We start from the raw sequence: 12,992 nt of genomic DNA on the forward strand, positions 1-12,992 counted from the left end.
AGCATGAGTTATACACTAGAACAGGTACAGCAAGCTTCACGGCTATTTTTTGAATTACTTCGTAAAAAAGTAATCCCTCTCGATGATCCTGCGGCAGCGGAATGCCTGCAGGATGCAGGAACATATGATGCGCTTCAATATGTTGCCAAGGAGGCAGGCTGCCGAGTGATGAATTCGGGACACCGTCTCCATTTGTTGGTCAATCCACTCGGGTCAGTGTTCGCCACCAACTTTACCCAGTTGAAGAATAAATACTCACGAATTGAACGCAAAACTCATTTACATATCATTAATATCATCATCCTTGTGTTTCTGGCCGAGATGGATCAGGACGAGACTCACTTTAAGTCCGGGCAGGACAGTATGTCCTATATACAGATATCCGATCAGGTGTCTTCACTTTTCCAAGCATGGATGCAGATGGATGATGAAGGCCGGTTTAGTCAGCAGTGGCGCTTGGATATCCAAGCGATGTCGAAGGTGTGGACTAACCTCTATATGCAAACTAAGAGTCAGGAAGAGAGCGATCTTCTGACAAGAGGCGCAGGCTCACGAATTGGGCTGATTCATGAAGGCATGAAGCTCCTGGAAGAGGAGAAGCTCGTGTTCATCTCGGAGTCAGAGAAGCGGATATTCCCACGGGAAGAGCTTTATGAGAGAATGCGGTATTTATATCATGATGTTGACCGGTATCAGGAATTGAAGAAACTCATCGGACGAACTTTAGCTGAGAAAGACGGTGCTATTAATGCCGCGGATTGAACGCATACGGATTACAGGACTTAAATATGAGAAAATGCTCAAGAAATATGATGATATGATTCTGGACCTCTGTAACGAAGAGGGGCCAAGCAATACGCTTATTACGCTTATGAATGGTGGCGGGAAGGGCGTACTGCTGCAATCCATATTTCAGTTATTAATGCCTAAAACACCATGGGGAAAAGACAGTGAGAACCAGGTGGAAGCATTTTTTCATAATCATAAAAAACAACTTAAACCTTATACCTTTCATGTAGCTATCGAATGGCATCTGGACAACAATGAGCGTAATGAATATATGACGACTGGTATTGCTATGACGGCACATAACTCACTGGATCAGCAGGATATTAAAGTGGATTACCTTCTATACGCACTTACCGATTATGGCGATGCGTCTGAACTCACCCTTTCGACGTTGCCACTCTTCGATGAAGAGACTGCTGAACCTACGAGTTTTGAAACGATCCAGCAATTTATACGAGATCGGCGGGGAGAAATTGTACCTTTCGGTAGCCATAGCTCGGATTTAAAAAGATATTATGATTTCCTGGCTACCCGGGATATCCATATCGCCGAGTGGCGCAATATGCGGCGGATCAATGGGGAAGAGGGTGGTATTAAAGGTTATTTTAAAAAGAATGACGCCTTTACCAACCATAACTTATTCGAAAAGCTAATTATCCCTGAGATTGGCTCCAGTCTAAATGAGGGACCCAAAGAAGAAGACAATACGCTGCAGCGGATGTTTATTGACACGGCGACAGTAGCTCAACGTCTACCGATGCTTGAACAGCGGGAACAGGTCTATACAGAGTTTCTTGGCATGGCTGCACCTTTATACGAGCTGGTGAAGCTAGGAGTAGAGGCAGAGAGTGTTGTTCAAGAAACTGAACTTCGTGGGCGTCAGATCTATACGGTTATTCATGAAGAACAGAGAAATGCGGAAGAAGAGCGAAGTAAGGTTGGTAATGAACTGGCTGGTCGTTATCAGGATGCGAAGCAATTGCGATTTGAGACGGACAATCTAAAGTATTTGCGCAGTAAGGAAGAAATGGAACTGAAACAGGAAGAGTTCAAAAAGCTTAGTGATGATCAGAGACGTGCACGTGGACGGCTGGACGATTCCAAGACTCAGGAGAAAAAGCTTGAAGTGGCTCATTTCTTAGCTAAACGTATGCTCCACACACGACAAATTGAGCAATGGCAGAAAGAAATTCAAGCGATCGAAGGATCTCTGGAGATGAAAGAACGTCAAGAGGTCATTCAGACGGCTAAAGAAAAGCTTCGTAAACAATGGGATGTGGTGTCAAGCCTCTGGCAACAAACGATCAGAGGATTTGGAAACGCTGAGCGAGCACTGACGACTGAAGAAAAAGGTCTGCGCAAGGAGCGGGAGAGCTTCCTGTTGGAGTTAGCAGGCCTGGATATCCAGATTAATGAATTGACGCTATCTATCCGTCAATATACAGAAGAACTCGGAACATTCGCAGCTCAGCATGGTCAGGACGCTGCACATGCTCCGGTGGCGGCGCTTCAACGTACGATTTCAGCTGCCAAAACGATACTTCTGGATATGGAAGTGCTAGACGAACAGCATAAAGAGGCAGAGAACCGAAAGCTGGCACTGCATAAGAATCACGCAGAACTCAGCGAGAAGCATCGCTCTTATGAACGAGAGGTAGACGAGCTCGGGGCACTGCTTGATTCGCAGACCTATAAAGAATCACAATTATGGTCACAGATTGTTGTTCTACTGGAAATGTTTGATGAACATAATCGTTTGGGAGCTACTGGCCTTTTTGAAGAGCAGGATACGATTCAACTACGATTTATCCGAAAAATGGATGAAGTGGAGCAGCAAACAAAACGTTCCAGACGAGAGTACTACAATCAGCTTATGGACGTGGAACTTCAGAATCAATCCTACTGGCTGCCGAATTCAGATATTCTCGCGGTCAAGGATACACTCGATTCGCTCAAGATTCAATCCACACCGGGCAGTTCCTATTTAAATGATCGTCCATACCTTGAACGTGAGGAAGAACTAGAGCGCCATCCACTCCTTCCTTATAGTCTGATTGTTACCCGGCGCGAAGCTGATAAAATCAAACCGGATTTGCTGAAGGACACGCTGCTGAAATCAGCGGTGCCAATCTTTATCCGTGAAGAGATGGTAGCTTCAGATCCAGTATCTTTTAAGCTTCTAGCTAACCAAGGCCCACAAATGGTACTGGAGCCAGATCGGTTCTTAAACTTTAAGAGCGGTATTCAGGCAAAGCTTAAGGAGCAAGAACAAGTGCTTCAGGACGCGGAGGCTTATTTATCGAAGTTGAAATCTGTGCGTCAGGAATATGAGCGGTTATATCAAACAGAGAACACTGTGACGATTACAGCCAAACGCAATACCCTTATGAAACTGCAGAGTGAACTTCAGCAGAGCATTATCAGTCTGAGCAACGAGATTAATGAGAACGATAGCACGCTTGCTCGGATCGGTCGGGAACTTATCGAGAATAAAGCGCTTAGTGCAGAGCATGAGCAGAGAGCAGCAGCGTTGCAAGGTTGGATTGAACGTTCGAAGAAACATGAGCAGGATCAAAAGGAGAAGAAAAAGTATACAGATCGTAAGAGTCTAGTGAGCAAAGAGCTTGCGAGTAAGGACCAGCAACTCGAGCATCTTGAAGCGCAAATGGTAAGCCTTGGCGGAGAGCGTGAGAAATGGATGGGTGATGCCAAGTATGCTCTGTTCCCTAGACTGCAGCATTGGTTCCCTGAAATTGTATTTCCGACATATCATCAGCTTTCGGATGATATGGAACCCACATCAATAGATCCCGTAGAGCAGAACCTTCTGTTGCAACAGCTCAGTACCGTTGAAAGTCTGCAGCAATCGCTGACGGAGAATGAGCTTGAAATTCGAACAAGAGCCGCCCAGATTAAAGCGGCGAGCGAAAATCTAACGGAGCTTGAAGCCAGCCTGAATCAAGTGGATGAGAATTGGCGGAAGGTAACAGAGCCTGCTGAATCTACTGAATCCATTATGGCTGCAAGAAACCGTCAAAAGTCGGAAACTGCTTCACTGGAAGAAGACTATCAGATGGTTCACGATTCTTTCATCCGTTGCCAGACCGAATTGGAGAATTTGCAGAAGGAATTGCGTAAGGTAGAAAAAGGAATCAAAGAGAAACATGAGCGTGCCGTGGAAATTTGGAATGAGCAACTCGAGCAAAAAGAGGCGGACATTCAGGAGCGTTTCCAAGAGAATGAGCTCATGCTTAACCAGTGTAAACGATCTTTGGAACGAATGGATGCGTTTATTCAGACGTTATCCAATCAAATCAAGATCATGAATGCGCATATTGAGGATCGGGTCAATCTACGGACTGTGCCAGAAGAATTAATGCTGAGCGTAAGAGAAGGCTGTGAGTCACTGGTTGCTGACTGGCTTCTTCGTATTAAGGATAGCCGAGTTAGACGGGACGAGGTTTCCAGAAAGGTGAAGGAAGAGAAAAATTCATTAACCGGAAAACTTGCCAAAAACGAACGGAATTCTGAACTGGAGACCAAGATTCTAGATCGATTAAATACGGTTCATTGGGATAACTTCGCTATTGCTCAGCAAGTTCTAGATTCGATGTTACGTAGTTCACGCGATCAGATTGAGAGCATTCAAAGCGATAAGGAGGATATGGATCTGTCCCGCAAGATGTGGGTAGCCCGTGCTTCTTATCGTGTAGTACAAATCATTGATATTATGAAGCGAATGGAACGTCGGATGATTATTCATAATGAGAATAATTATGCCTTCCCGCTAGTACGCCTGAATTATAAGAATATCAATATACCGAGATCAAGCGATGAGGTAGAGCCGATGGTCAGCGACTATTTCAATCGTTGTATCCATGAATTGCTCTCAAAATATCCAAAGATTGAACAAGTGCCAACACTTATAATCAAAGAGGTTATTAATGACGGACGAATCGTCTATGCGGCGCTTCAGAATCGCTTCCCGATTCTTCAGGTATATAAACCAGTAACGGAAAATTACTTCCTCTACGCCGCTCCGGAAGACTACCATTATTCCGACTGGGAAATCATCAATCGGGGTGCGCTGGATGAGGCTGTCGGCAGTGGTGGACAGCGCCAATCTGTACAGCTGCTGGTAGCAATGATGATCATGACACATAAACGTGTGAATCGTGAGAACAAAGGGTGGACGGTCTTTTTATATGACAATCCTTTTGGAGAAATGGTTTCTAATAACGTGCTTGATCCCGTATTTGAAATTTCTAAGGCTCTAAAATTTCAGTGGCTGATTGTAACACCACCGGAGCTAGTGAAGAATGACGTTAGCGTTCGCTTTGGTGTGTACTGGCAGCTCTATTTCGGAGGCGTTAAAGGGGATATGTTAGAATCCACCCTAGTCAAGGGAGGAAGAAAGCTCATTCCTGTTTCACTTTTTTGACCCCTTGTATCCATAATGAAAGAAGCTCTAGTAGCATAATGCTGCTGGTATTATCCCCTCATGGTTGACAGTGAAAAAAGAGCACATGGTATCATGTGTTTAACACAGTCGACCGGAGGGGATTTTTCATGGCTAAAAAGGGGCAGACGTTTACGAAGTATTCAGAAGAATTGAAGAACGAGGCGGTTCGACTTCACTTAGAGGAGCATATGAGCTATTCACAAATTCTAGAAAAACTCGACATCAAGAGCGATGCTCAGTTGGTGAGGTGGATACGTAAATTTAAAAGTGGGGAGACCTTTGAGGACCGACGTGGAAAAGGTGGAAGGAAACATTTTGACAGTAAAGACGAAGAAATCGCGTATTTGAAGGCACAGGTCGAATACTTAAAAAAGCTCAATCCCAATCTACATGGGGAGGGAAGTTGGATACAAATACCCGGTGCCAATCCATTCAAGAAATGAGCGAGCGATACCCGATTGTTTGGCTGTGCAAACTGGCTGAATTGTCCCGGGCTGCATACTACAAATGGAAAAAGACCTCTGACCTGCGGGAAGCACGCCAAGAGAAGGATACGAACCTTAAGGAACATATCTTAGCCATTCATCGGTTACGTCCTGCCTATGGCTATAAGCGAATGCGTACAGCGCTTCGAAAAGAGGGATTTCCCGTAAACCATAAGAAAGTTCGCAGGTTGATGAGAGAGCTAGGCATCCAATCAGTGATTCGCAAGAAACGCCCGTTTGCCGGGCGTAAGCCTTCTGTCTTATTTCCAAACGTACTCAACCAGGAATTCACAGCCCACGCTCTTCAGTAAAAGTTAGTCACGGATATTACCTATATCCGTACAGGCCACGAATTTGTCTACTTATCTGTAGTGATGGATCTGTACAACAACGAGGTTGTGGCTTGGAGAATCTCTGTCCGTAATGACTTGAAGCTAGTGGTAGATACTGTGAAATCTCTCCAAGACTCAAAGGCTCTCCTGCACTCTGACCAGGGCTTTCAGTACACTACTCGGACGTATGCCCAGATTTTAGAGGACAAGGGTTTGGTCGGTAGCCACTCCCGGCGGGGGAATTGCTACGACAATGCTTGTATAGAGTCATTCTTCTCTCACCTTAAGACCGAAAAATTGTATTTGGAGAAACCCAAGAATCTTGAAGATGCTGAACATTTGGTTAAGGAGTACATCCTTTACTACAACAAGGAACGCTTCCAGAAAAAACTCGGCGACCTGTCTCCGGAAGAGTACCGGAACCAGATCGCCGCTTAAAAGGCTTCTTTTTTACTGTCTACTTGACGGGGCTATGACCACTGCTGGAGCTTCTTTTTCGTTATACATTATCCTTATCTTTCTCGCTTATAACGCTTACCGGCCTTAAAGGACGCCGAAGGCGTATATGCTTACTATAATAGAATTAATAAAATTTCGAGACTGCGGAGAAATGTATGCGAAAAACCGAATACAATGTGCCGCCGGTAACGTAAACGAGCCGAATGTATGCGGAAAACCGAATACAATGTGCCGACAGTATCGTTAACGAGCCAAATGTATGCGAAAAACCGAATACAATGTGCCGCCGTAACGTAAACGAGCAGAATGTATGCGAAAAACCGAATACAATGTGCCGCCGTAACGTAAACGAGCAGAATGTATGCGAAAAACCGAATACAATGTGCCGCCGGTAAGGTAAACGAGCCAGCACCGTTATTCTCCCCAAATTACCCGGGAATGGGCTTGTTATTAGGGAATAAGTGCAATATGGTCCGTTAAGCGGAACCTCACTACGAAGGTATGGATACTAGTATGAATGAGGATCATTCATTGCGGCACTTCATATGCTATACCGCAGCTTCCTCTGGCTCTAAAATTTTTGGAATGGTTACCGTAAATGTAGTGCCTTGCTCAGGAACACTTTCTACACTGATCGCTCCGCCATGATTATGTACAATATTCTGCGTGATCATAAATCCAAGGCCTGTTCCTGTTTCTTTTGTCGTATAAAATGGTTTACCAAGTGCTTTAATCTGTTCCTCTGTCATCCCGCAACCTTCATCTTGCACGCTGATTCGGGCTTCACTTTCATTTGTAAGCACATGAATATATATGTTTCCTCCACTATTCATTGCTTCCATCGCATTTTTGAGTAAATTAATAAATACCTGTTTCAGCTGATAAGCCTCACCATGGATCCAAATGGAGTGATCTGTACAGACAGGGAGGATCTGAAGGTTTTTCAGTGCAGCTTGTCCATTCATTAGTGTGGTGACTTGTTCTAGTAAAGATAATAAATCCACTGGTTTACTGATATGCGTCGTTTGTGGCTTGGATAAGACCAGCAGCTCGTTAACGATAAATTCGATGCGTTTCAATTCTGACTCAATAATGAAAAAATATTTATCATTCATGCGCTCGGAAGAGCGAAGCAGCTTCATGAAGCCGTTAATGGCGGTAAGCGGATTTCTGATTTCATGCGCGATTCCAGCAGCTAATTGCCCTGCAGTAGATAATTTCTCGGATTGGATTAGCCGTTCTTCTTCCAGCATTTGCTGAGAGACATCTTTAAAAATTCCGATAAATGCCATGTTTCCATTGAAAATAATCGGTAATGTGAATCCATCCACAAATTTCTGCTGACCGTTTAAGCAATTAATTAAGTAGCAAACAGAGCCAATCGTGTCACCACTGTAATACCTTTCCCTTCGTTCTTGGAGGATTGCATGGTTGGTAAGGTCTACAATATTAGTAGTGGATGTACCCACCAATTGATTCAGGCTCTCCGCATGGATTAACTGTAAGCCCGCTGAATTCACATACTGAATAATCCCTTTTGCTGTAATAACAACGGTCAGAGGTAATCCCTCCAGGAGTTGCAGGAATGATTTATCTTTTTCTAGTAGACTGCTTTCCGCTTCTTGTAGCTGAGTTTCTATATGCCTGATCAAGGTCTTGTTCTCAAATTGAGTAAAATAATATAGGGGTGCACCATTAGCTCCCGAAACGATAGATATGGAGATCTCTATTGATAACAGCTGTCCGGTTGGTAGGTAGTAGGCCTGTTGGAATCGATGCGGATGGATGTTCATAGAGGAAAGAGACCTTCCAAGCTCAGCAATTTCATGGATCTGACTTAGAAGGGTTCGGACGGATGGTGAAGGTGTTATTAACTCGTTATGATCATATCCCAATAGGGTACTTAGGGCTGAATTCCATTTTAGGAACGTTCCATCTAACGAAACTAGAGCCATTCCAATTACAGCATGTGTAAAAGCAAAATCAAAACTTTGGAATTCATTGGACCGCACTGCTATTCACCTCTCATATTCTTTCCACTATATGTAATAGTCATAGTATAAAACATATAATCAAATAAAATATATAAATTTTTATGTGATCGAGAATCGTTCGAAATAGCTATGTGTTGTTGTGAAAATAAGGGTGCAAGAGTCAAACGATTTCAGTTAGAATTAAAGGATATGTTGTATTTTTAGAAAGTGGAGGCGTTGTGCCGTGGAATCAATCGTTGGTGAAATCAGAGAAATTAATCGCTATCCAGTCAAGTCATTTGCAGGTGAACGATTGGAAACCTGTGTAATAGAACCGTATGGAATGTTAGGTGATCGCTTCTGTGCCTTTTATGATGAGTCAAAAGAGGGCTGGTGGCGGTATTTTACGGCTAGAAATAATCCTAAAATGCTTACCTACCAAGCGCAATTTATCAATGGAGAAATTCATGTAAGGGCTTCGGATGGACGAACCTTTGGGTGGGATGAGCATTTATTGGAAGAAATCCAAAGCCAAACTAAAACGCGAATTACCATGTCTAGTATAAAAGCTTCACATCCACAGCCAGAGCACCCGCAATTGTTATCGGTGGATGGCGCCAGTATTTTACTCATTACGGATGCTAGTTTGAAGAAGCTAGAGGCTGCGTGGGGACATTCCTTAGATCAGCGCCGGTTTCGTGGGAACTTTGTTATAGCTCTAAGCGATGAATCTCTTTTCGAAGGGGATTGGATCGGGCGGCAGCTCTCCATAGGAGATGTTCAGCTACAGGTAGATAGTTTTTGTGAGAGATGTATGGTTATCACGATGGACCCGGATAGTCAGGAAAGAGACCCTAAATTATTGAAAAAACTAAACCAAGAATTTGAACTACACTTCGGAGTGTACGCTTCTGTAGTTAAGACAGGGGAAATCAGAATTGGAGACAAAGTAGAATTAATGGATTAGATAATGATATAAACGTCCTTTACATTCTCATATGGATAATTTACCCTTTAAAGGAATGGAAAATTCATAGCGGGAGGGAATGTATGAAGAAGAAAATAATATCCCTGTTGATGGTATCTTTACTTTTAGTAGTTTATCTTCCAACGAATGCATTAGCAGCGGATAGTAGCAAAACGCAAACATATGTGAACACTCAGAAGGTCGCAGCAGAGAAGGCAGCATTCTTAACGGAAAAGATAGGAACGACAAGTCTCCAATATGCTCTTATCGATGGCGATAATATCGTTATGAGCGGCACAGCTGGATACAGCCATGTGGAGAGCAAGACAGCACCAAGCACTACAACGATGTATGGAATTGGCTCGACGAGTAAAATGTATACGACCGCTTCTATTATGAAGCTCGTTGATCAAGGAAAGGTAGATTTGGATGCACCTGTCGTATCGTATCTGAATAATTTTACAATGGAAGATTCACGCTATAAGCAAATCACCGTACGAATGCTGCTGAATCATTCATCAGGTCTTGGGGGTTCGAACTTATCAAACTCTTTCTTATTCAATGATTCTGATTCTATCGCCAAAGATAATTTGCTAGCGACTTTGACAACTCAACGCCTAAAGGCAGATCCAGGAGCCTACTCAGTATATTGTAATGATGGATTTACGCTGGCGGAGTTGATTGTTGAGAAAGTTAGTGGAATGGACTTCACTACATTCATCCATCAGAATTTTATAGGTCCTTTAGGGCTTGGGCATACGAAAACGCCAGTAGATTCTGTGGATTCTAGACAGCTGGCAAGTGTATACAATGCTACCTACCCTGCCGCTTTACCCCAAGAGACGATTAACGTGATTGGAACAGGGGGCATCTATTCTACGGCTGAAGATTTGGTGCGATTTGCAACTATTTTCACTGGAGGATCGAAAGAACTTCTATCAGAAAAATCAGTAAAAGCGATGGAGCAAGAGGAGTACAAGCGTGGAATGTGGCCAAAAGGAAAAGATAATTCGTTTGCGTATGGATTGGGCTGGGACAGTGTAAATTTATATCCATTCAATCAGTACGAGATCAAAGCTCTGACAAAGGGTGGGGATACAACTCTGTATCATACTTCACTTGTTGTATTGCCTGATCAGCAGATGGCAGCAGCTGTGGTATCTTCTGGTGGGGATAGCACAACCGATCAGATGCTTGCTAACGAAATATTGCTCAGTGCGCTACAAGAAAAGGGAGTTATCAAGGAATTAAAACCTACACCTACATTTAAAGCTTCGAACAAAGAGGTTATGCCGCAGGAATTGCTGGATTATGCTGGTGTCTATGCGGATTCTACACAACTGATGAAGATAGAGATTAGTAAAGCTGGGGAATTGAGTGTATCTTCGATTATGGCACCTACATTTCCAGGTCAGAAATTTTCGTATAATACAAACGGTGAATTCTTAGATGCAACGGGTACTAATAAAGTCAGCTTTGTGAAGGAAAGCAATGGACGTGTCTACCTTTGGATTCAAGGGTATGGGGTCATTCCAGGGCTTGGTGAGACTGCTCTTTCTCAATATTCAGCTGAAAAGCTAGAGGCAAACGCTTTATCCAATGAGGTCTTGTCAGCTTGGCAGCAGCGTCAAGGGAAATTGTATTTTGATGTCAGCGAGAAGTATAGCTCACAATTTTACATGAGTATGCCAGTAGCTGGAATTGCTATGTTCCCTGATGCACCGGGCTATATGGGCTCAAATAAAATAACTGGGCCGAATAAAGCTGAAATGACCGTGCAAATTCCAACTTTAGGTGGGCGCGATCTTGCGGATATTGTTTTTGAAAATAAAGAGGGCGTGGAGTATCTCAAGATTGGAAACCAATTATTTATAACGCAGGATGCCATTAAACCTATCTATGCCGGCCCGCAATCATTGGTAACCATTCAAGCAGATGGATATGCGAGATGGTATGAAGTACCTGAGACAGCATCAGGCAAGTTGATGACAGTAGGGCTACCACCTAAAGGTTCCTTTGCTGTTTATGATGCGAATGGTGTGTGTATAAATTTCTCTACTGTCAGTGGTCTTACGAAAGTTAAACTTCCGAATAACGGGAAAATTGTATTTGTAAGCGATGTGGGTGCGAAGTTTGAATTGACAATCAAGTAGTAATAAACCATTCAATTATATTTTATTAGAAAATTCTATATTCCCTATTTAAAATTCTTAGAAAACTCTTTTATTTTATCTACAAAAATCCCCTTGAGCTGATCAGTACCTTCTTTGGGAGCCTTATAGGCTTTATAACCGCCAAAGGATTCGATGCAAACCGCAGCTTTCTTTAGATCATCCGGAAAATTCTTCTCAATTAATTCCTCCGTAGTCTTTGGTTTTTCGTTACAAATATAGTAGCCCATCTTCTTATTTAGTAACTCATCTTTATTTTTTTTGATAAAATCACGAATCGCTTTATATATTTTCTCGTCTCTTACTCCAGCACCTAAAATAATGCTATCAAATGCCTCAAGACTTGGCTTCTCTATTTCAATATTACAGATCTTACTCTGAGGAAGCTCTTCTGATAATACCTTTGCGCATTGCTCTGTTGCCCCTGATTTTGTAGCGTATAGAATAAGTACTGCCATTGTGGTCCCTCTTTTCAGTTTAAATTGTTCAGGTTTCAAAATACCCTCGCAAATCGAATATCTTGATAATCGAGATATTATCTATACTATCGAAAATGCAGATCTTTTGTCAAGTTAGCAATAAGTTCTCATGCGTTAATCAAACACCCTTATTATGGTATCATAGGGATAATTACGCTATCACTAACTACATCTTTTAAGAATCAAACGATAAAGAGGGGAGTGGAGATAAGTTGAGTATTATCGTAATGCTAGTCATCTATTTTTTGCTTGGAGTATTCGTGATTAAATTAGGCATCGATAACTCTAGAAGTACGCAAATATCAAAAGAAATATTAAATGAGTTAAGAGAAATCAAAGAACTAATGATAAGAAATAAATATGAATAACTTCTTAGAAGGAGGGCATCAGGATTGATCATTCCATTTTTATTATTAATTATTGCTTTTTCTGGTTTTTTTCTAAGGATATGGATTGTTGGCCCGGATAAAGAAAAACTTTCTGACGAAGGTAATGAGCTAAATATAAAAGGTAAATTAATACTCGGACTTATTGGATTAATTTCGGTAATTGTCATAATGATAGCTGATGGCGTACAGGGGATGGGAATGAAGTGGTTTTGGATTGTATTCATAATTATTTCCCTAGGATTTCAGTCATTTATTGATTGGAAATTTTTAAAGCATACGAAACAACATATCGTTTCACTGATTTTGTTAGTTGAAGGTGTGGTGTTAGTTTATTTCCTTTTCTAATCGTTTGTACCATAAAGCCTAATCTCCTGTCGCGTGCACAAGGGATTAGGCTTTTTTGCTTATTGTAGATAAACGATCCTTTTGATGTATTGATCACTTTTTCACATAAGAGGAGGGTTAAAATCTACCCTAGTTTTAGTT

The 12,992-nt window shown here is 42.3% G+C and carries 7 protein-coding genes and 1 pseudogene; 6 read left to right on the forward strand and 2 right to left on the reverse strand.

The annotated features are described in order from the left end of the window. Positions 1–3 precede the first annotated feature (3 nt). From MKX60_RS14575 to MKX60_RS14585, 3 genes and pseudogenes are all read left to right on the forward strand, one after another. On the forward strand, positions 4–762 hold the full coding sequence (locus MKX60_RS14575) for a DUF6063 family protein (protein WP_042189773.1): 759 nt from the start codon (positions 4–6) through the stop codon (positions 760–762). Further along, positions 749–5,230 (forward strand): hypothetical protein, encoded by a 4,482-nt coding sequence (locus MKX60_RS14580; protein WP_341060163.1) that lies wholly within the window; start codon positions 749–751, stop codon positions 5,228–5,230. Before MKX60_RS14575 ends, MKX60_RS14580 begins: the two co-directional genes overlap by 14 nt. 128 nt (positions 5,231–5,358) lie before the next feature. Beyond that, positions 5,359–6,506: pseudogene (locus MKX60_RS14585) on the forward strand (IS3 family transposase). A 569-nt stretch (positions 6,507–7,075) separates the two neighbouring features. On the opposite strand, the gene MKX60_RS14590 reads toward MKX60_RS14585, so the two are convergent. Beyond that, on the reverse strand, positions 7,076–8,539 hold the full coding sequence (locus tag MKX60_RS14590) for an ATP-binding protein (RefSeq protein ID WP_256721762.1): 1,464 nt from the start codon (positions 8,537–8,539) through the stop codon (positions 7,076–7,078). Positions 8,540–8,744: 205 nt separating this feature from the next. Between MKX60_RS14590 and MKX60_RS14595 the strand changes: the two genes are divergently transcribed. After that, positions 8,745–9,467: an MOSC domain-containing protein gene (locus tag MKX60_RS14595; protein WP_076286559.1), complete on the forward strand. Its 723-nt coding sequence runs from the start codon at positions 8,745–8,747 to the stop codon at positions 9,465–9,467. An 83-nt stretch (positions 9,468–9,550) separates the two neighbouring features. After that, entirely contained in the window at positions 9,551–11,620 is a 2,070-nt protein-coding gene (locus tag MKX60_RS14600) for a serine hydrolase domain-containing protein (protein WP_341060164.1), read from the forward strand. Between the two features lie 44 nt (positions 11,621–11,664). On the opposite strand, the gene MKX60_RS14605 is transcribed toward MKX60_RS14600, so the two are convergent. Continuing rightward, positions 11,665–12,096 (reverse strand): flavodoxin domain-containing protein, encoded by a 432-nt coding sequence (locus MKX60_RS14605; protein WP_340971244.1) that lies wholly within the window; start codon positions 12,094–12,096, stop codon positions 11,665–11,667. Positions 12,097–12,509: 413 nt separating this feature from the next. Here MKX60_RS14605 and MKX60_RS14610 point away from each other — a divergent pair, with 413 nt between their 5' ends. Continuing rightward, a complete protein-coding gene (locus MKX60_RS14610; RefSeq protein WP_340971242.1) occupies positions 12,510–12,851 on the forward strand; it encodes a DUF4181 domain-containing protein in 342 nt (113 codons plus the stop codon). Positions 12,852–12,992: the final 141 nt, after the last annotated feature.

Source organism: Paenibacillus sp. FSL R5-0914 (assembly GCF_038004525.1).
In the GTDB taxonomy this organism is placed as follows: Bacteria; Bacillota; Bacilli; order Paenibacillales; family Paenibacillaceae; genus Paenibacillus_AQ.